This window comes from Novosphingobium sp. GW835-FHT14H07, from assembly GCF_058793515.1.
This window is the reverse complement of record NZ_JBXAFX010000032.1, coordinates 11,927-30,065: the sequence shown is the minus strand read 5'-3', so window position 1 is coordinate 30,065 and position 18,139 is coordinate 11,927. Positions and strand designations below refer to the sequence as shown.

The 18,139-nt window shown below is 64.7% G+C and carries 20 protein-coding genes; 8 read left to right on the top strand and 12 right to left on the bottom strand.

Annotated elements, in window-relative coordinates:
• Positions 1–3 precede the first annotated feature (3 nt).
• The 3 genes from AC1Q5P_RS19190 to AC1Q5P_RS19180 form a co-directional block, all read right to left on the bottom strand.
• Entirely contained in the window at positions 4–1,134 is a 1,131-nt protein-coding gene (locus AC1Q5P_RS19190) for an efflux RND transporter periplasmic adaptor subunit (RefSeq protein ID WP_292923683.1), read from the bottom strand.
• A complete protein-coding gene (locus AC1Q5P_RS19185; RefSeq protein WP_056383951.1) occupies positions 1,131–2,396 on the bottom strand; it encodes a TolC family protein in 1,266 nt (421 codons plus the stop codon). Before AC1Q5P_RS19185 ends, AC1Q5P_RS19190 begins: the two co-directional genes overlap by 4 nt.
• A gap of 405 nt (positions 2,397–2,801) precedes the next feature.
• A complete protein-coding gene (locus tag AC1Q5P_RS19180) occupies positions 2,802–3,467 on the bottom strand; it encodes a cation efflux transmembrane domain-containing protein (protein WP_292923685.1) in 666 nt (221 codons plus the stop codon).
• Positions 3,468–3,542: 75 nt separating this feature from the next.
• Between AC1Q5P_RS19180 and AC1Q5P_RS19175 the strand changes: the two genes are divergently transcribed.
• The 4 genes from AC1Q5P_RS19175 to AC1Q5P_RS19160 are packed head-to-tail and all read left to right on the top strand — an operon-like array spanning position 3,543 to position 5,833.
• Complete coding sequence (locus AC1Q5P_RS19175) at positions 3,543–3,947, top strand: MerR family transcriptional regulator (protein WP_056383946.1); 405 nt, start codon at positions 3,543–3,545, stop codon at positions 3,945–3,947.
• A gap of 56 nt (positions 3,948–4,003) precedes the next feature.
• Positions 4,004–4,639, top strand: coding sequence for a cation diffusion facilitator family transporter (locus AC1Q5P_RS19170; protein ID WP_056383944.1), 636 nt, complete (start codon positions 4,004–4,006; stop codon positions 4,637–4,639).
• Positions 4,636–5,280 (top strand): class I SAM-dependent methyltransferase, encoded by a 645-nt coding sequence (locus AC1Q5P_RS19165; protein WP_056383942.1) that lies wholly within the window; start codon positions 4,636–4,638, stop codon positions 5,278–5,280. Before AC1Q5P_RS19170 ends, AC1Q5P_RS19165 begins: the two co-directional genes overlap by 4 nt.
• Positions 5,281–5,296: 16 nt before the next feature.
• Entirely contained in the window at positions 5,297–5,833 is a 537-nt protein-coding gene (locus AC1Q5P_RS19160) for an MAPEG family protein (RefSeq protein WP_492519780.1), read from the top strand.
• On the opposite strand, the gene AC1Q5P_RS19155 is transcribed toward AC1Q5P_RS19160, so the two are convergent.
• Positions 5,819–7,723: a cytochrome c/FTR1 family iron permease gene (locus AC1Q5P_RS19155; protein ID WP_056383938.1), complete on the bottom strand. Its 1,905-nt coding sequence runs from the start codon at positions 7,721–7,723 to the stop codon at positions 5,819–5,821. The genes AC1Q5P_RS19160 and AC1Q5P_RS19155 overlap by 15 nt on opposite strands.
• A gap of 879 nt (positions 7,724–8,602) precedes the next feature.
• On the opposite strand from AC1Q5P_RS19155, the gene AC1Q5P_RS19150 reads away from it, so the two are divergent.
• Positions 8,603–8,941 carry a hypothetical protein gene (locus tag AC1Q5P_RS19150; protein ID WP_056383937.1) on the top strand — a complete coding sequence of 113 codons (339 nt, stop codon included), beginning with the start codon at positions 8,603–8,605 and terminating at the stop codon, positions 8,939–8,941.
• 132 nt (positions 8,942–9,073) lie between these two features.
• Here AC1Q5P_RS19150 and AC1Q5P_RS19145 read toward each other — a convergent pair whose 3' ends face one another.
• Complete coding sequence (locus tag AC1Q5P_RS19145; protein WP_022684336.1) at positions 9,074–9,187, bottom strand: copper-binding protein; 114 nt, start codon at positions 9,185–9,187, stop codon at positions 9,074–9,076.
• A gap of 214 nt (positions 9,188–9,401) precedes the next feature.
• On the opposite strand from AC1Q5P_RS19145, the gene tnpA reads away from it, so the two are divergent.
• The gene (gene tnpA, locus AC1Q5P_RS19140) at positions 9,402–9,821 is read left to right on the top strand and encodes an IS200/IS605 family transposase (RefSeq protein WP_010408862.1); all 420 of its coding nucleotides are present in this window, start codon (positions 9,402–9,404) and stop codon (positions 9,819–9,821) included.
• 27 nt (positions 9,822–9,848) lie between these two features.
• On the opposite strand, the gene AC1Q5P_RS19135 is transcribed toward tnpA, so the two are convergent.
• Positions 9,849–10,256, bottom strand: a complete 408-nt coding sequence (locus AC1Q5P_RS19135; protein ID WP_056383936.1) for a MerR family transcriptional regulator — start codon at positions 10,254–10,256, stop codon at positions 9,849–9,851.
• Between the two features lie 83 nt (positions 10,257–10,339).
• On the opposite strand from AC1Q5P_RS19135, the gene AC1Q5P_RS19130 reads away from it, so the two are divergent.
• Positions 10,340–10,708 carry a mercuric reductase gene (locus AC1Q5P_RS19130; protein WP_056383935.1) on the top strand — a complete coding sequence of 123 codons (369 nt, stop codon included), beginning with the start codon at positions 10,340–10,342 and terminating at the stop codon, positions 10,706–10,708.
• A complete protein-coding gene (locus AC1Q5P_RS19125) occupies positions 10,701–10,928 on the top strand; it encodes a GDCCVxC domain-containing (seleno)protein (protein WP_082594896.1) in 228 nt (75 codons plus the stop codon). Before AC1Q5P_RS19130 ends, AC1Q5P_RS19125 begins: the two co-directional genes overlap by 8 nt.
• 64 nt (positions 10,929–10,992) lie before the next feature.
• Here AC1Q5P_RS19125 and AC1Q5P_RS19120 read toward each other — a convergent pair whose 3' ends face one another.
• The 6 genes from AC1Q5P_RS19120 to AC1Q5P_RS19095 form a co-directional block, all read right to left on the bottom strand.
• Positions 10,993–11,382 carry a copper-binding protein gene (locus AC1Q5P_RS19120; protein ID WP_056383934.1) on the bottom strand — a complete coding sequence of 130 codons (390 nt, stop codon included), beginning with the start codon at positions 11,380–11,382 and terminating at the stop codon, positions 10,993–10,995.
• Positions 11,379–14,537 (bottom strand): efflux RND transporter permease subunit, encoded by a 3,159-nt coding sequence (locus tag AC1Q5P_RS19115; RefSeq protein ID WP_056383932.1) that lies wholly within the window; start codon positions 14,535–14,537, stop codon positions 11,379–11,381. Before AC1Q5P_RS19115 ends, AC1Q5P_RS19120 begins: the two co-directional genes overlap by 4 nt.
• Positions 14,534–16,018 (bottom strand): efflux RND transporter periplasmic adaptor subunit, encoded by a 1,485-nt coding sequence (locus tag AC1Q5P_RS19110; protein WP_492519779.1) that lies wholly within the window; start codon positions 16,016–16,018, stop codon positions 14,534–14,536. The genes AC1Q5P_RS19115 and AC1Q5P_RS19110 overlap by 4 nt, the downstream gene beginning before the upstream one ends.
• Positions 16,015–17,247, bottom strand: a complete 1,233-nt coding sequence (locus AC1Q5P_RS19105; RefSeq protein WP_492519778.1) for a TolC family protein — start codon at positions 17,245–17,247, stop codon at positions 16,015–16,017. The genes AC1Q5P_RS19110 and AC1Q5P_RS19105 overlap by 4 nt, the downstream gene beginning before the upstream one ends.
• A 136-nt stretch (positions 17,248–17,383) precedes the next feature.
• The gene (locus AC1Q5P_RS19100; protein WP_232016589.1) at positions 17,384–17,656 is read right to left on the bottom strand and encodes a hypothetical protein; all 273 of its coding nucleotides are present in this window, start codon (positions 17,654–17,656) and stop codon (positions 17,384–17,386) included.
• An 86-nt stretch (positions 17,657–17,742) separates the two neighbouring features.
• The gene (locus AC1Q5P_RS19095; protein WP_056383926.1) at positions 17,743–18,105 is read right to left on the bottom strand and encodes a hypothetical protein; all 363 of its coding nucleotides are present in this window, start codon (positions 18,103–18,105) and stop codon (positions 17,743–17,745) included.
• Positions 18,106–18,139: the final 34 nt, after the last annotated feature.

The following is an 18,139-nucleotide window of genomic DNA, read 5'->3' as shown; positions in this document are numbered from 1 at the left end:
GGCTTAATCCTCGTCGACCGCTTCGCTCTTTCCGAGCTCGGCCTTGAGAGTGAAGCTGTTGGCGACGGCGATTTGCTCGCGGCCCGAAAGGCCTGACAGGATCGTCACGGCGTTGCCGCTGGGTTGCCCGAGGGCAACTGGAATCGCCTTGAAGCCCTGCGGCACACGAACAAAAACCGATGGTTTTCCTTCGACCGTCTGCACGGCGTCGGCGGGCACCATGATGCCCGGGGAGCTGCTTGCCACCGAGATTGCCGCCGTCACCGGCTCGCCGATCCGCCACAGGCCCGCCCGGTTGTCGATGAGGGCTATGACAGGCACGAGGCGGGTGCCTTCGTCGAGGATTGGCGAGACAAAGCTCACACGCGCTGTCGTTCGGCGCCCAGCCGCCGTGATCTCGACGGTTGAACCCGGTCGCACACGGCCGGCATCGGCCGGCGACAGCGACAGGTTGACCGAGACCTGGGAAAGATTGGCGACCCGATAAAGTTCAGCATCGGCTGCCACGGTCTGCCCCAGGGTCACGCTTCGTGCGATGACTTGGCCGCTAATGGGTGATCCGATGCCGAGGCGGTTCAGACCGCCGCCGCCACCCCCCGCTGCGGCGACCTGCTGCTGGGCCAAGCGCAGAGCGATGTTGGCCTCCGTTGCCGCCGTGCGCGCGGCGATCAGATCCTGTTCGGGCGACACGCGTTCAGCAAACAGGCGTTGCTCGCGTCTCAAATTGGATTGTGCGAGCGCCAGGCGGGCACGCGCAGCTTCCACCTCGGCCTTGAGCGAGGCGGCCTCACGGCTTTCGATGATGGCGAGCGTTTCGCCGCGTCGCACGTCTTGTCCGAGATTCCGGGTCAGAGCGACGACTTTCCCGCCGATGGCAGCGGACACGACTTGCATACCCTGGGGATCGCCTTCGATGGTAGCAGGGAGCGTGATCGCGCCCGTGCTGCCGCGGGAGGGAAGCGCGACCTCAATTCGCGCCGCGGCGACCTGCTGGGGCGTGAGTCGGATCAGACCCTCTTGGCCCGCGTTGCCTTCTTCCTTTTCCGCCTTCTCCTGCTCGGCGGGCTGGCTACCGCATCCGGCCACGACCAGTGCGAGCACGAGGGGCGCGATGGCCCGCTGCGTGAAGTTCATCGATTGTCTCCCTGATCGGGCGCGCGGGCGGTCAGCCGCTCCAGCTGCGCTTGTGCGTTGTGATAGGCGAGCAGCGCATCGATGGCGGTTGCGCGCGTCTCGGATAGGACGCGCTCCGCATCGAGCAGATCGAGCTGGCTGAACTTCCCCTCCCTATAGCCAATCCGGGCGATGCGCGCTGCCTCCTCGGCAGCCTCAAGGGCAGGCCCGGTCGCGGTCGCGGCGCTCGTTGCAGCGTTAGCGGCATCCGCCTGTGCCTCGGCGATTGCCTGCGCAACGTCCTGTGCCGTCACCCGCTTTTGTGCTTCGGCGCGCAGTTGCTCTGCACCCGCTTGCTCGAGCGCTGCCTTGCCGCTGTTGAAGAAAGGAAGCGGCACCGACAGGCTGAAGACCGCTGCGGTGTCATTCGTCTCCTCGAGACGGCGAGCGCCTGCACCCAGCGTGAGATCTGGGACGCGCTGCGCGCGTGCAAGGCGCATTTGGGCGGTTGCCGTGGCAAGGTCGGCATTGGCCGCAGCCAGCGAGAGTGTACCGGCAGCATCAGGGGGCCGCAGCGGTCCATATCGGCTGTCGACGCTATTGAACCAGGAGCCGTCGAGTGGCGCCAGGATGGTTTGGCCTATCCGCTGGCTGAGCGTGAAGCGGGCGACCTCGGCAGACCGTTCCGAGCGCTCCAGGGCGGCCGCGGCATTGATCCGCGTGACATCGGCGCGCTGAACTTCAAGCGGTGACGCGCGTCCGGCGCGGACACGGACATCGGCGGCACGAAGACCCTCGTTCGCAATCCTGAACTGCTCGCGGGCGTTGACGAGGCGACGTTCCGAGGCAGCGGCCTCTGCATAGGCGCGCGTTACCGCGAATCGGAGATCCGCCTGAGCAATAGCGCGCTCAATTCCCGCACGATCGCGCTGGGCATCTGCGACTGCTACGCGCGCGGATCGTTTGCCGCCGAGTTCGATTGGCAGTTGGAGAGAGGTCGTTGCCTCCATGCTCTGGGTTCCCGAATAGGGCCCAGTCCCCGCGACATTCTCCGCCTCGATATTGATCGTGGGGTTTGGCCGGAGGCCCGCGATGGTTCGAGCCGCTTCTGCCGCTCGAAGGCCCGCCGATGCTGCCTCAAGCGCTGGCGCCGACGCGCCTGCAAGGTCGAGTGCGCGCGACAACGTCAAGGGCGGCTGTGTTTCTGCGGAAGGCGGCGTCTGCGCCTGGGCGCTGAAAGCGTACGGCGCTGCGACCACGAGGGCCGCTAACAGTCGATTCATGTCTTGGAACTCCTGTGATGGCTGAGGGGCGCGATAATCGGTGGCGCCCCAGCGGCTATCATCAGGCTTTCGGGGGTCTCAGCTCTGCGCTGCGCGGCGCAGCCGTGAGTGCCTTCGCCGTATGAATGAACATGTCTGGCGGGCTGGCCGGAGCGATTGGGAGATCGCGGGTCGCAGGAAGGGCGGCAAGATGGTGCCCATGACAGCCACAATGGTTGTGGTGGCAGGCCTTCTTTGGATCTGCCGGCAGCGATCTTCCCTCTTCGGCACCATCTTCAGCCGCGATGGCTTGAGAAGTCGCGGAGCAGTCGATCGACGCCACGGCGTGGGCAACGGATCCGGTCCCGAGGGACAGAATGAAGGCCAAGCAGGCGAGGACGATGAGCAGCCGGACCATTCTCGCCTTCACCCCTTGCTGGCCGCGCGCGCAGGAAGGAGTTCGGTCCGGCTTGGCCCCTTTGAAACCCTTAGCTCGGTGATGGACTGCTGCAAGATCTGCGCACCACCCCACAGCCCGAGCGCCGCCATAATTCCAGCCACGATTATATCGGGCAGCGCCGAGCCGGTGCCGAACACGCCCAAAGCGGCCAGCATCACCGCAATGTTGCCGATCGCGTCGTTTCGCGAGCAAATCCATACCGAGCGCATGTTGGCGTCGCCCTCACGGAAGCGATACAAGATGAGCGCGACACCGCCATTGGCGAGCAGAGCGACAAAACCGACCGCGCCCATCACCTCGGCATGGGGAACGGTGCCATGTGAGAGTGCCCAGATCGCGTTTAGCAGCACATAGAGGCCGAATGCGAAGATAGTCGCGCCCTTGACGAAAGCTGCGCGAGCGCGCCAGGCAAGAGCAAGGCCCGCTACGCCAAGGCTGATCGCATAGTTGGCGGCATCACCAAGAAAATCGAGGGCATCGGCTTGGAGTGCTCTGGAGCCTCCCATGATGCCGGCGGCCAGCTCGGCGGCAAACATGAGCCCATTGACGGCCAGCGCGATCCACAACGCGCGCCGCCAGGCGGGGCTGTTTGTGGGGCCGCCTTTGTCGGCGGCACAGCTGGAACATGCCATTGGTCGGGCTCTCGTATTCTTAGAACGGCTCGCTATATGCACCCTGTAGCAACTATAGGATCAAGAGGATTTCTGATGCAGATAGGTGAGCTGGCCCGAACGACCTCGACGAAGGTCGAGACTATCCGCTTCTATGAAAAAATCGGCCTGCTTCCAGAGCCGGGCCGAACCTCGGCGAATTATCGCGACTATGGTGCCGCTCACCTGGCGCGGCTTTCCTTTATTCGCAGGGCACGCGATCTCGGTTTCACCCTCGACCAGGTGCGCGAGCTGCTCACCTTGTCTGACGATCGTAACCGGTCATGCGCCGCCGTCGATACCGTCGCCCGCGCCCATCTCGCGCACATCGACCAGAAGATCGCCGATCTTCGCGCGCTACGCCGGGAGCTCGACGAGTTGATCGGCCAGTGCAGCCAGGGTGCGATATCCGAATGCCGGATTATCGAGGCCCTCGGTCCGTCCGCTCAGCGCGGGCATTGACCCTGTAGCTACTAGAGGGTGCAGAATTCCGCTGCGACTCGCTGCGGAGACAATCGATGAGCGACTGTGGATGCGAAACGGACACCGCCCGCGCCGGAACAGATCCCGGCTACAAGCGTGCCTTGTGGATCGTCGTAATCCTCAATCTGGGATTTGGAATCTGCGAGCTTGTGGGCGGCTTTGTCGCAGGCTCCCAAGCTCTCAAGGCGGATTCGCTGGACTTCATCGGCGACGGATCCATCACCTTGGTGGGCCTTGTCGCGCTTGGTTGGTCTGCCGTGGCCAGGAGCCGGACCGCACTCATTCAGGGCCTGTTCCTCGCCACTCTTGGGCTCGGCGTGATCGCATCGGCGCTTTGGCGCATATTCAACGCCGTGCCGCCCGAGGCCGATCTGATGGGCGCGCTTGGCATTATTGCGCTCACCGTCAATGTGTCTGCCGCGCTGGTCCTCGCCCGTTTCCGCGATCAGGGCGATGCCACCTCGCGGGCAATCTGGCTGTTCTCGCGCAATGATGCACTGGCCAATGTCGCGGTCATCGCGGCGGCGGCGTTGGTGGCGTGGACCGGGCAGGCATGGCCCGATCTGCTCGTCGCGGGAGTTATCGCGCTGCTCTTCTTGCACTCCGCCTATGACATCATTCGCGATGCCCGCAAGGAGCTGACGGAGCATGGCAGGCGGGTCGTGCAGTGAACGCGCGTGCTTACACCCCGCCGCTCGGAAAGGGCAGCACTGCGGACTACGACCGCGCGATCCGGCTTTGGACGCGCGAGACGCTCTGGCGCCGGGCAATGCTCGAGGAATTGGCAGCCCGGCCGGGCGAGACAATTCTCGACGTCGGCTGCGGCACTGGCAGCTTCGCTGTCATGCTCAAGGCTTCCCAGCCCGCTGTGCGCGTGATCGGTATCGATCCCGATGAAGAGGCGCTGACCATTGCGCGCGCAAAGGCGGATGTTGCGGTCCTGAACGTTGAGTGGGAGCAGGGCTTCGCCCGCGATCTCGGCGTCAGAGGGGCCGATGCGATCGTGTCGAGCCTGATGTTCCACCAAGTCCCGATGACGGAGAAGCGGGCCGGCCTGAGCGCAATGTTTGCGGCAGTGCGACCCGGCGGACGGATCGTTATTGCCGATTATGGCCGGCAAAAAGGGTTGATGCGGGTGCTGTTCCGCCTGACTATTCAGCGGCTCGACGGTGTCGCCGATACCCAGCCCAATGCGGATGGGATCCTGCCCGAATTGGTCAAAGCTGCGGGCTTTCGCAAGGTGCGCGACGTCGCACGCTTCGACACGGTTACCGGCACCATCGGCCTTATCGTGGCGAGTCGGCCTGACTGAGGCGAGAACGATGGATTTGGCGGAAGAACAGCGGCAAATCCGGAAACGGTCGGCGCTGGCGCTCCTGCCTTGCGCGGCGGTTTCGACCGGGAGCGTGCTGCTTCTTCCAGAGGTTATGTCCTTTCCGGAAGCGCTTGCCGAGCGTCTCGCCTTCGCAATCCAAACCAGCAGCATCCATTTCCTGCTCGTGCTGGTGGCGGTGCGGCTTGTTTCGAGCGGACGCTATCGTTCGGAGGCCGATATTGGCGGGGCCGCCAAGAGCGCGCCCAGCCCGGCGCTCGCGATCAAGGTCGCATTCCTGCAAAATACGCTCGAGCAGTCATTCTTGGGCGTCGGTGCCCATTTGCTCCTTGGTTCGATCGCGGAGGGCCGATGGCTGGGACTGTTGATTGCCTCGCCTGTGCTTTTCGCCATCGGCCGCGTGAGTTTCTATCGCTGTTATTCCAGGGGCGCTGGCGCCCGCGCCTTCGGGATGGCGACGACCGCGCTGGCTACGCTCACCTGCTATTCGGTCGCCGCTGTGTTGATCGCCGCTCGGCTATTTGGCGGGTGATGCTTGCGATGCGGCCGCCGCCGAACTGCGACCGCTGAACCAGAAGCCGGCGGCAAGCACTACGATGGCGGTGACCTGCGCGAGCACGCTCTCCCTGGTCGGAAAGAGACCCAGAATCTCGATACGTGGCACGTCCACCAGCGGCCTCACGCCGAGGATACCGGCCTCCTGCAAACCGGCGATACCCTTGCCGGCGAGCACGACGGCCAGGATCGCGATCAGGACCGAGCTCCAGGAGAAGAACTGGGTGATCGGCAGGCGAGCGCTGTAACGCAACATTATCCACGCGACGAGCGCAAGCAGACCCGCTGCGGCGCCTGCGCCCGCGAGCATCGCTGCGCCATTTCCTTCGGCCCAGAGAGCCGCATAGAACAGGATCGTTTCGAAGACTTCCCGGTAGACGACGACGAACGATAGCAGGAACAAGAACCAGCCCGAGCGGCGGGAAAGGGCGGCGCTGACCTTCGCCTTCACATAGCGTTGCCATGCCTCGGCATTGCTCTTACCATGCATCCAGATACCGACGCTGAGCAGGATTATTGCAGCGAAGAGGGAACCGAAGCCCTCGGTAAGTTCCCGCGATGCGCCGCTCACGGTGATGAAGTAGGTTGCCGCGAACCAGGTCGCGACACCGGCTGCGAGGGCTACCGCCCATCCGCCGTGAACATAGCCGAGGACGTCCGGTCGATCAGTTTTCTTCAGAAAGGCGATCATCGCAACCACGATCAGAAGCGCTTCGAGCCCCTCGCGCAACAATACGCCGAACGCCCCCAGGAAGCTGGATGCTCCACTTGCCCGTTCCGGCGCCAGCGCGGCCTCGGCCTCAGCAAACAGGTTGGCCAGTGAACGGTTCGCCGCTTCCACCTCGGCCGTAGGGCGCCCTTGCCCGATGGCCGCACGAAGCTGCGCCATCCCTGTCTCGATCCGCGCCATGAGCGCAGCGTCGCGTGCGGACAACACCGGCTCAACCGGCTCGAAGCCGTCGAGATAGGCCGAAAGAGCCAATTCGGCTGCGGCTTTGCGATCGCCGGCCCGATAGGCGGTCAAGCTTTCGGCCAGGCGTTCACGCGTAAGCGCAAGCGAGCCGTCGGGACGAGCGGTGACGGCATCCGGATGTCGGCGCAGAAAGGCCGTGAGCATCGCAGCGTTTTTGGGGCCGAGGTCGCGGGCCAAGGCGGCCGGCGTCGTCCCGACCAGAGCCGCCAGATTGGGATATTTTGAACGCATATCGGCGCGCTCCCGCCAAAGACGCTCGCCTTCGCTGGCGGCAGCGTCAGGATAGGCGAAATGGCCGGCATAGAATGCCAGGGCCCAGCGGTCCGCTTCCGGTAGCGCCTCGAAGCTCTGCATGGCGGTGCCGTCCAGACCCTGGCTGATGACCTGGTAGAGACCGAAGAGGCTGCGCTGGTCGGCACGTTCCTTGTCGGTGAAGGCGATGGGTGGCGGGTCGAGCTTGGCCGCATCGCGCCCGCGCCCGTCGCCGTTCATGCCATGACAGCTCGCGCAATTTTCGGCGTACAGCTTAGCGGCCCGGTTTAGATCGGGGGGAGTGCCCGGTGCGAGCGGCACCGGATAGGCCGCCAGGAGTGCCGAGGCGAGAAGATGCGATTGCTCGGCGACGACCGCGGGTGCTGATTTCGCGGCGATCGCGCTTCGCAGTGTGGCCGATCGGCGGAGAAGGTCTTCCTTCGCCGGCTTTTCTGGCAGGGCCTTGAGTCGTGTCTCGACCTGTGCCGCGAACTCGGTCATCTCGCCATATTCGGCCGAGCTTGTCACTTTCCCGTCCGCGACAGCCCCGGCGTAATCCACCCCGATATAATCGAGCAGCCGCCAGCTGGTCTGAACGTCCGCATCGCTCGCCAAGGCTCGTCCTGGGAGCGAGATCATCATTAGGGTTGCGAACGCCAGCGCAATGAGATGCGCTGTCCGGCGCCATCTGAGGGGAAGAACGACGGAAATGGCGGCAGGCGAGCGAGGATACATTTGCGAGTCTCTGATAAGAATTGTTCGCAACTTGCACCCTGTAGTAGCTAGAGGGTCAAGTGGTATCAACGGGCGCGGCAGCGCGCCCAACACCCCGGCATGCTTGGTCGTTCATGAGCGTGATCCGACGGCGCGCGCAACGAAGCTCGAGGTTCCATCGGGGCAGCCAGCAAGGGCAACAAAGCTGGAATTGGTAAGGGGTAGCTGCGTCGCGCATGATCTTGGCTCTGTATGACGTGAGCTTACGTCGTTGGCTGAGTCTCGGCCCAATTATGGTCTTGGGAAACTTGACTCAATTCAGCATCAGGCAGAGAATGCGGACATGAGACGAGCGCACAAATTTGCGCTGATCTTAGGCGTCCTTCTCGGCCTGTTTGGACAGATAGCCACAGTTGCCGCAGATCCCGCTGTGGCAACCGCCATAAGCGCGAACGCGGCAGCAACGATGCCCATGGACTGTGTCGGGATGACGCAGGACGATGGCGAGAAACCACTCCCCTGTCAGCGGATGACGCTCGCTTGCCTGGCAGGCATGGGGTGTCTCCCTTTATATGCGCTCGAGAGCCGGGGACCCCTAGCGGCTGAAATAGTGAGCGCGGATGTTCTTGTCGTCTTTCCATCTTATCCGGCGCTACACGGACGGTCGGCTCCGCCGGAACAGCATCCACCCGACACCTTGGCCTGACAACTCGCCAGGCGAACCCTCCCAAGCGCTGGACGGCCATAGGTTGCCCAGCCCCTCGGAGCCAGTTTGCCCACGGCACCTTCAGTCCGAGGAGAGAAATCATGAAGACCTTGATATTCACCGCCGCCGCGGCCGCATTCACAGTGCTCGTCGCCGCCCCGGTTCCGGCATTGGCACAGGCTGATGTCGAGAAACCGGCCACCGTCAAATGCGAGTGGCAACCCCAAGCTCCTGGTCCGCGTGCACCGTTGAGTGCGAGGGTCTGCAAGAAGGTTGGCGACCAACGCGACCGGTGGACTGGCAAAGGCGGACCGGAATGCGATCCGGCCTATACCGGCAAGACCGGTCGCTACGTGTGGCGGATGCGGCCGCAATATGGTCCGCGCGCGCCGTTGCAGGGACCGGTCCGCGTTTGGGTCGACGGGAGCGATGTCTGCTGAGGCCGTGAAGTGATGGCGAGGGGCTAACTTGCCCTCGCCATCGATCATGGATCTGACGAAACATTTGCCTGTCCCAACTGTCGGAACTCTTCGGGAGGCGCTTCCACAGTGCCTCCCGAAGCCCTCATCGAATTACTTGTTGCTGATGCTGGTGACCTCGCCGGCATTGCCGTCGAGCTTCAGCTCGAAATTCACCTGATCGCCGACTTTCAGGCTGTCGATCATGGTCGCAGCGATGCCGCTCATGACCTCCACGCGGGGGCCGGAACCCAAGAGTATGGAGTTCGGCGTACAGAAGGCGTCGCCCAGGCGGAATTTAGAGTCCTCTAGCAAGGAGGAACCCCTCCGACTTCAGTCGGATACTGGCTTCAGCCACAGACTCGCGTGCTAGCCTGTAACCTCGGGAAAAGCGGAAGCCGCCGAAGGCGTGAAGCTTCCGCTTTTCCCGAGGTTACAGGCTATGGCGTATCGGTCCGGTTGTCACACCACATTCCATCATCGCTACCATCTCGTTTGGGCGCCGAAGTATCGGTATAAGGTGCTGATCGGCGATGTTCGGCTACGGGTGCGCGAGATCATCCGTCAGGTCTGTGCCGAGATGGGCGTGAAGATCATCAACGGCGCGCTGTCGAAGGACCACGTACACATGTTCGTCGAAATCCCGCCGCACGTCTCGGTCAGCGACTTCGTGCGCCGGGCCAAGGGGCGCTCATCCCGCAAGATCCAACAGGAATTCGAGCACATCCGCAAACGATATTGGGGCCAACGCTTCTGGCAGCGCGGCTACTTCTCGACCACATCCGGCAACATCACCGATGACATCATCATGCGTTACCTCGACCGACATACCCACAAGGACGGCTTCAGCCCCACCGCTTGATCCTACCGGCGTCAGCCGGTCAGTGATTCAGCGAGCCGCAGACAATGTATTGATCAGTGGGCACCCGACATGATCGCCGGAACTGCAGGCCCGCACGGTGTCGGCAAGGACCCGCTCCATGCGCTTCAGATCCGCGATCCGCGCGCGAACCTGCGTCAGATGCAAGGTCGCGATTTCGCGGGCATCGTCACATGAGATGTCATTGGCGGTCGCAATGCCGAGCAGCGTGCGAACCTCGTCCAGCGTGAAGCCCAGTTCCCGCGCGCGCCGAACGAAATGCAGCCGCGCCACGTCCGCGGGGCCGAAGCTCCGATACCGGCCCCGCCGCGCCGCCTCGGGCAGGAGCCCGATCCGCTCATAATAGCGGATCGTCTCAATGTTGCAGCGTGTGCGCCGCGACAGTTCCCCGATTGCGATAATCTCCGATGTCGTCATCTTCTGCTCAAAATTGGGGGTTGAGTCTGTAGCGGCTACAGACGGTAGGATGCGATTCCGTTGATCACAAGGAGTCGCCCATCATGTCCGAACCGCCTGAACTGCGCCGTTCTTTGGGAGCGGAGGGCGCTGCTGTTCTCACGGTCGGCGGAATCGCGGCCGCCTTCGCCGTGGCATCCTGCTGCGCGCTGCCCATATTGCTCACCACCGCCGGCTTGGGTGCCGGATGGCTCGGCGGCATTGCCTTGGCGGCCAGCCCGTATCGGATGCTCCTGCTGTGCTTGAGCGCGCTCTTCCTGATCGGCGGCGCGATCATGCTCTGGCGGCAGCAGCGCGTGGCGATGACCTGCGCATCCGAGGGCGTCTGCACACCGCCTGCTGTGCGCGCGGTCCTTTTCATCGGCTTGCTGCTGGGCGTGACGTTGTTCTGGCTTGGCTATTCCTATGTCTGAGCGCGTTTTCGTTCCTCAATCGGTCCTCACCTGTCCGCTGTGCGGCACGACGAAGACGGAGACGATGCCGACGAACGCCTGCCAGTTTTTCTATGATTGCACCGGTTGCGGAGCGGTCTTGCGGCCGAAGACCGGCGATTGCTGCGTATTCTGTTCCTACGGGACCGTGCCGTGCCCACCGATTCAACTCGCCGGGCCGGACGCCTCCTGCTGCACCTGACGATCGTAGGCCATGGTGGGCCGCCCATATTCCGGCGGCCCGCCCGGAGTAGATATGGAATCGACTACTGCTTTGTGATCGCGGTTACCTCGCCGGCATTGCCATCGAGCTTCAACTCGAAATTCACCTCATCGCCCACTTTCACGCTGTCGATGAGCGCCGGCGCGGCCTTGAACGCCATCGTCATAGCCGGCCAGTTGGCCTCGGCGATCGGGCCATGGTCGAGCGTGATCGTTCCGGCGGCCTTGTCGACGGCCGTCACCTTGCCGGTGCCCTTGGCCATCTTGGCGGTGGGGGACATCGCCATATTGTCCATGTCGCCAGCCATCGCGTTGGTTTCGGTAGCCGCCGGTGCCGCCGTATTCGTCGCTGCCGCCTCATTGGTCTCGGTCTTCGAGCCACAGGCAGCAAGGGCAGCGGTCAGGGCCAGGATGGACAGAGCGTGAACTTTCATTGCAGGTTCCTTTCGTGGTGCTTCATTGGGATAGAGGGTTGAGAAGACCGCCGCCTCAGAAGCAGATAGGCGGCGGGGATGACGAACATGGAGAGAAGCGGCGCGGTCAGCATGCCGCCGACCATGGGTGCGGCAATCCGGCTCATGACTTCCGAGCCTGCGCCGGAGCCGACGAGGATCGGCAAAAGCCCCGCGATAATGACGGCGACGGTCATCGCCTTGGGCCGGACCCTGAGCAGCGCGCCTTCGCGCACCGCTTCTGCAATATCTTCGTGCGACGGCCTCTCGCCCCGCGCCTCGAGGGCATCCCTGAGATAGATCAGCATCACGACGCCGAACTCCGCGGCCACGCCGGCAAGCGCAATGAACCCGACGCCAGTCGCGACCGACTGGTGATAGCCGAGCAGGTAGAGGATCCAGAAACCGCCGGTGAGCGCGAAGGGGAGCGTGCCCATGATGAGCACTGCCTCGTCGAGCCGCCGGAAGATGAGGTACAGCAGCAAGAAGATGATCGCGAGCGTCGCCGGCACGACGATCTTCAGCCGGTCGATCGCTCGCGCGAGATATTCGAACTGGCCCGAATAGGCGAGGCTGACACCCGACGAGAGCTTGACCTCGCGGGCCACCGCAGTCTGCAGATCATCGACCACCGAGGCGAGATCGCGTCCCCGGACGTCGACATAGACCCAGGTCGATGGCCGTCCGTTCTCGGTCTTCAGCATCGGCGGTCCGTCGCTGATCGCGATCTGCGCGACGCTGCCCAGCGTGATCTGCTGGCCCGATGGCGTGAGCACCGGAAGAGCGCGCAGTGCGTCCGGACTGTCGCGCAACTCGCGCGGGTAGCGGACATTGATGGGATAGCGCGCCAGCCCCTCGACGGTTTGGCCGACATTCTCACCGCCGATCGCGCCCGCGACGATCGCCTGGACATCGGAGATGTTGAGGCCATATCGCGCGGCGGCGATCCGATCGATCTGCACATCTACATAACGCCCGCCTGTCAGCCGCTCGGCGAGTGCGGAGCTCACTCCGGGCACTCCCTTCGCGACCCGTTCCACCTCGCGCGCGATATGGTCGATGGCGGCAAGATCCGACCCAGAGACCTTGACCCCGATCGGGCTCTTGATGCCGGTCGCCAGCATGTCGATCCGGTTGCGGATGGGCGGCACCCAGATGTTGGCGAGGCCGGGTACTTTCACGGTGCGGTCGAGCTCCTCGACCAGCTTCTCCGGAGTCATGCCGGGCCGCCATTGCTCGCGCGGCTTGAAGCGGATCGTCGTCTCGAACATCTCGAGCGGGGCGGGGTCGGTCGCGCTCTCCGCACGCCCCGCTTTCCCGAACACGCTCTGGACCTCAGGCACCGACTTGATCATGCGATCGGTCTGCTGGAGCAGCTCCGAGGCCTTGGCGGCAGAGAGCCCCGGCAGCGCCGAGGGCATGTAGAGAAGATCGCCCTCGTTCATCGCCGGCAGGAATTCGCCGCCGAGCCGGGACAGCGGCCAAGCGGTCGTCAGGAAGACCAGCCCCGCGAGGACGAGGGTCGCCTTGGGTTTCTTCAACACCCAGTCGATGGCGGGACGATAGGCCCGCGTCAGCGCGCGGTTGACCGGATTGGCCTGCTCGGAAGGAATCTTGCCCCGGATGAGCCAGCCCATCAGCACCGGAACCAGCGTCACGGACAGGATCGCCGCGGCCGCCATGGTGTAGGTCTTGGTGAACGCGAGCGGCGCGAAGAGACGCCCTTCCTGTGCTTCCAAAGTGAAGACGGGCACGAAGGACAGGGTGATGATGAGGAGCGAGAAGAAGAGCGCGGGACCCACCTCGCGCGCCGCGTCGGTGATCACCGTCCAGCGCGCCGCCCCGGCCAGCTCTTCACCGGGATGATCATGCTCCCATTGCTCGATCCGCTTGTGGGCGTTCTCGATCATCACGATCGCGGCGTCGACCATGGCGCCGATCGCGATCGCGATCCCGCCCAAGGACATGATGTTGGCGTTGACGCCCTGGAAATGCATCACGATGAAGGCGGCGAGGACGCCAAGCGGCAGCGTGACGATCGCGACAAGCGCCGAGCGCACGTGCCAGAGGAACAGCGCGCAGACGATCGCCACAACCACGAACTCTTCGGCAAGTTTGTGTGTGAGGTTCTCAATCGCGGCATCGATGAGGTGCGAGCGGTCATAGGTCGGCACGATCGCGACGCCGCGCGGCAGGCTCTTCTTTAAGAGCTCGAGCTTGTCCTGCACCGCCTGGATAGTGGCACGTGCGTCTGATCCCGAACGCAGGATGACGACTCCGCCCGCCACTTCGCCGTCGCCGTCGAGCTCGGCGATACCGCGGCGCATTTCGGGGCCAAGCTGGATGGTCGCGACGTCGCCGAGCGTTACCGGCACGCCGCCGGCCGCAGTGCGCAGCGGTATGGCGCGGAAGTCGTCGAGCGTCTGAAGATAGCCCGAAGCGCGCACCATATATTCGGCCTCGCCCAGCTCGAGGACCGAGCCTCCGGTTTCCTGGTTGGCCTGCCCGATCGCCGCGACGGCCTGCGCATGGGTGATGCCGTAACCGGCAAGCTTCACCGGATCGAGCACGACCTGATATTGCTTGACCATGCCGCCGATGCTGGCGACTTCGGCCACCCCAGGCAGGCTCTTGAGCTCGTAGCGGAGGAACCAGTCCTGGAGCGACCGCAGCTGCGCGAGGTCGTGTCCGCCGGTCCGATCGACCAGCGCATATTGATAGACCCACCCCACCCCGGTGGCGTCGGGGCCGATCGCGCTGCGTGCGGTGTCAGGCAAGCGGCCCTGGACCTGGTTGAGATATTCAAGGACGCGCGAGCGCGCCCAATAGAGGTCGGTCCCATCGGCGAAAATGACATAGACGAAGCTGTCGCCGAAGAAGGAATAGCCGCGCACGGTCTTCGCCCCGGGCACCGACAGCATCGTCGTCGCGAGCGGGTAGGTGATCTGATTTTCGACGATCTGGGGGGCTTGGCCCGGATAGCTCGTGCGGATGATGACCTGGGTGTCGCTGAGGTCGGGCAGCGCGTCGATCGGCGTGCTGCGCAAGGCAAGGAGTCCGCCGAGGACGAGCGCCAGGGCGCCGAGCACTACGAACAGGCGGTTGTTAGCCGACCAGTCGATGAGACGGCCGATCATCGCGCCGCCTCGCGGCTCAGCGTGCGAACAACTGGACCTTCCGCCGCTTGGTCGAAGCCGAAGACGACGCGGTCGCCCTTCTTGAGCCCGCGCGCGAGCGCCGGGCTCCCCAGCTTGAACGTCATCGTCATGGCGGGCCATTTGAGCGCGGGGACAGGGGCGTGACTGAGGGTAATCCGGTCGCCCGCGATGCTTTCGATCCGGCCGCTCGCGCGATAGGCGCCGTTGGATGTCGTTTCCGGTCGCGGAGTTGGGGCTGCCCCGCCGATCGGGCGCGCCTCGATTCCCGAGAGGCTGGCCTCGGAGTCGATCAGGAACTGGCCGGAAGCGACGATCTTCTCCCCCTCGGCGAGGCCGGCAAGGATTTCGGTCTGGCCTCCTGACTCGGCGCCGGTCTGCACCTCGGCGGGCCGATAGCGCCCTTGCGCCAGCGCCAGCATGACGAGCGAACGCTTGCCGGTCCGAATGACCGCCTCCGAGGGGACGAGCAGTGCCGGCCGTGCAGCGTCGCCGAGATCGACCGAGGCGAACATGCCAGGGCGCAGGCGCCCGGCTCGGTTGGAAAGTTCGATCCGCACGGTGAGCGTCCGGCTTTCGGCGGCGACGCTTGAGAGGATCGCGGCGATGCGGCCGGTAAAGCGCTCGCCCGGATAGGCGGCGAGGGTCGCGGTCGCGCTCTGGCCCGGGCGAAGCCTGCCGGCCATCGCCTCCGGCACCGCGGCATTGAGCCACACCGTACCGAGCCCATTCACCTCGGCGAGTGTCTGACCGCTCGCGACCGTCATCCCGGCCCGGACGCCGAGCGTCTTGATCGTGCCGCCGGTCGGCGCCGAGATCGTCACCACATTATGCGGTCGCCCGCTCCGCTCGACTGCGGCGACCGTTCCGGTGGGCATGCCCAGCAAGAGCAGGCGCTGACGGGCCGCGCGAGCGAGGCCCACATCACCGATCCGCCGGACGGCCAGATATTCCGCCTGTGCGCCCGCCCATTCCGGCACCAGTATGTCGGCGAGCGGGGCGCCTGCCCCGATCACATCGCCCGGCGCGCGCGCATAGACCCGTTGGACGAAGCCGCCAGTTCGCGCCTGGACGATGGCGATGTCGCGCTCGTTGAACTCGATCGTACCGGTCGCCGCGAGGCTCGATCCCAGCGTGCCCGTTCGCGCCTCCGCGATGCGCAGGCCAAGCGATTGCGTGCGGCTTGGGTCGATCGCCACGCCGGTCTCGCCGCTCGCCGCTTCGTCGGCATATTTGGGGACAAGCTCCATATCCATGAAAGGCGATTTGCCCGGCTTGTCGAAATGCTGGCTCGGGACCATCGGATCGTACCAGTAGAGGATCTTGCGTCCGCTTTGCGCTGTTGCTCCAGGCGGAGACTCATGGCGCCAATTCGCGAGGCCATAGCCGAGGCCACCCGCCGCGAGTGCGAGCGCCGCGGCGGCCATGCCCAGCTGCGCGCGCGAGCTTGTGTCGAATTTCATTGGCTGTTCCCCCCAAAGGTGAAGACGAGCCGCACAGCATCGCGCGCGACTTCGGCCTCCCTGTCGAGCAATTGCAGTTCGATGTCGGCAAGCATGGTCTGGGCCTCGATCACGTCGAGCAGCCCGGCGCGACCCGCCGCATAGCTGGCCGTCTCGAGCTCAGCGCGATTGCGCGCGAGCGGCAGCAGCGTGTCGCGTGCGCGCATCCATTGCTCATGGTGCATGTCATGGTCGGCAAGGCCGGCTTCGAGATCGGCGAGCAGCGACCGGCGCATGTCCTCCTGCTCAGCCATCGCCGCGGCGGCGTTCGCGGTACTGGCGGCGATCATCGGGTCCTGCCGCCGTTTGGCAAAAAGGGGCAGGCTGACGGTGACGCCGGCCGAGACCATGTCGCCGTAGCGGTCGGCCCGGCGCTGGTAGGCGACATCGAAACCCCAGTCGGGACGCTTGTCGGCCCGGGCGACGGCGACGTCTGCCTCGGCCTGGGCGACACGGGCACTGGCGGCGCCGAGATCGGGATGCGTTGCTAAGGCGGCTCGCAAGGTCGTTGCATCGACCGTGAGCGCTGGGGCGTCGCCAACGGTTTCAGGCGCCGGCTCGCCGGTCCAGCGCGAAAGGAGCGCGCGCTGACGTCCCACTTCGGCGGCGAGCTCGCTCCGGCGGTCTTCCAGCACCGCGAGCGACTGCCGAACCTGCAGCGTCTGTGCGGGGCGGGCCGCGCCTGAGGCAACACCCGACTTTGCCGCGGAGGGAAGGGGGGCGAGCCGGGAAACTATGCCGTCGAGGGCGGCAAGACGACGCTCCGCATAGGCGAGATCGATCCAGGCCAGCCCCGTCGCCACCTTGACCCGCCTGCTCTCGGACAGAAAGGTTGCTTCCGCCGCCTGGACATCAGTCCGCGCTCTGCTTGAGCGCGCATGTCGCTTGGCGGCGTTGGGGACCTCCTGCGAGATCCCGACCCGCGCCATCGTCATGCTGTCTTCGACGAAGCTGCCCGCTGGCGGACCCGACACCGGGAAATTGTCGATTCCGAGTCCAAGCTTGGGATCAGGAAGCTGCCCTGCGGCGGGCAGCGCAGAACGACGCGCATCAGCCTCCAGCGCCTTGGCGCGAAGCGAGGGAGCCTGTGCCTCGGCTCGGGCGAGCGCTTCCTCAAAGCGAAGCTGCCCGGCGAGCGCGGGATTCGTGGTCAGAGCGAGCACAGGGACGGCTAAGAAGAAGGTACGCATGGAGGACTCCCATTGCAGAGGATCCCGGGCCGTGAAGGACAAATTATGAGTGCCAACGCGCGCCGACGCGGTATCTTCCGCGCCGGCGCGACGCGCCTGGCCTCATTGTTCTATCTTATCGGCCGGGATCCGTGGTTCAGCCGGCCGAAGACGACATGTGACCACCATGCATGGATTTCATGCAATCGGCCGCGCTCGTCTTCATCATGTCGCAGGCGCAGTTCGCCATCTGCGCGCTGTCGGGCACCCACACGCGCTTCTGCGCCGGGCCGGTTGCTCGCGGCCCATATTGCGGCACCGACTTCCATTCCCAGTGCCCTTGCGGCGCCCTGTTCTGGTCGGCAGCCCATGCGGGCGCGGCGAGGCTGAAGACCGCCAGCAGGGCGGCCAAAATCGACTTCTTGATCATCACGAATATCCTTGACTGTATGGAGAGGCATCGCGGGCGTCTGGACGCGACAAGAAGCCGCGCGCCTGACGGGCGCGATTGTTCAATCAGCCAAGGAGGGTGGGGGGCTCCGGCTCGGGTGCGTACTCGTGCCCCTGCAGGACGCTGACGGTGGTCCAGAAAATAGCCTGGTTGTGAATCCATGGCGATGCGGGCGCGGGCACTGCATTACCCAGCACGATTGGCACAACGCATCCCATCGCCCCGATACAATCGAGCGTAAGCCCCTTACACGGTGTTCCTTTTGGGGCGGGCTGCTGCTTGGCCATCATTGCCATGCAATCGGCGTCCATCGCCATCGCTGTGGGCGCACGCACCGCGACAGGCACGCCGTGCGCATAGGCCAGCTGCGCCCCGAAGAGGCCAAAGAGCGCTCCGACAAGGAGCAGAGAGGCGAGCAGGCGTTTCAAGACGTTTCTATCTATCGCAGGCGAATCTTTCCGA

Coding starts and splice junctions, on each gene's coding strand:
- AC1Q5P_RS19185 (WP_056383951.1), bottom strand. CDS start 2,396: ATGAATCGACTGTTAGCGGCCCTCGTGGTCGCAGCGCCGTACGCTTTC.
- AC1Q5P_RS19180 (WP_292923685.1), bottom strand. CDS start 3,467: ATGGCATGTTCCAGCTGTGCCGCCGACAAAGGCGGCCCCACAAACAGC.
- AC1Q5P_RS19100 (WP_232016589.1), bottom strand. CDS start 17,656: ATGATCAAGAAGTCGATTTTGGCCGCCCTGCTGGCGGTCTTCAGCCTC.
- AC1Q5P_RS19115 (WP_056383932.1), bottom strand. CDS start 14,537: ATGATCGGCCGTCTCATCGACTGGTCGGCTAACAACCGCCTGTTCGTA.
- AC1Q5P_RS19150 (WP_056383937.1), top strand. CDS start 8,603: ATGAAGACCTTGATATTCACCGCCGCCGCGGCCGCATTCACAGTGCTC.
- AC1Q5P_RS19190 (WP_292923683.1), bottom strand. CDS start 1,134: ATGAACTTCACGCAGCGGGCCATCGCGCCCCTCGTGCTCGCACTGGTC.
- tnpA (WP_010408862.1), top strand. CDS start 9,402: ATGGCGTATCGGTCCGGTTGTCACACCACATTCCATCATCGCTACCAT.
- AC1Q5P_RS19110 (WP_492519779.1), bottom strand. CDS start 16,018: ATGAAATTCGACACAAGCTCGCGCGCGCAGCTGGGCATGGCCGCCGCG.
- AC1Q5P_RS19105 (WP_492519778.1), bottom strand. CDS start 17,247: ATGCGTACCTTCTTCTTAGCCGTCCCTGTGCTCGCTCTGACCACGAAT.
- AC1Q5P_RS19125 (WP_082594896.1), top strand. CDS start 10,701: ATGTCTGAGCGCGTTTTCGTTCCTCAATCGGTCCTCACCTGTCCGCTG.
- AC1Q5P_RS19155 (WP_056383938.1), bottom strand. CDS start 7,723: ATGATGATCTCGCTCCCAGGACGAGCCTTGGCGAGCGATGCGGACGTT.
- AC1Q5P_RS19175 (WP_056383946.1), top strand. CDS start 3,543: ATGCAGATAGGTGAGCTGGCCCGAACGACCTCGACGAAGGTCGAGACT.
- AC1Q5P_RS19130 (WP_056383935.1), top strand. CDS start 10,340: ATGTCCGAACCGCCTGAACTGCGCCGTTCTTTGGGAGCGGAGGGCGCT.
- AC1Q5P_RS19135 (WP_056383936.1), bottom strand. CDS start 10,256: ATGACGACATCGGAGATTATCGCAATCGGGGAACTGTCGCGGCGCACA.
- AC1Q5P_RS19145 (WP_022684336.1), bottom strand. CDS start 9,187: ATGAGCGGCATCGCTGCGACCATGATCGACAGCCTGAAAGTCGGCGAT.
- AC1Q5P_RS19120 (WP_056383934.1), bottom strand. CDS start 11,382: ATGAAAGTTCACGCTCTGTCCATCCTGGCCCTGACCGCTGCCCTTGCT.
- AC1Q5P_RS19170 (WP_056383944.1), top strand. CDS start 4,004: ATGAGCGACTGTGGATGCGAAACGGACACCGCCCGCGCCGGAACAGAT.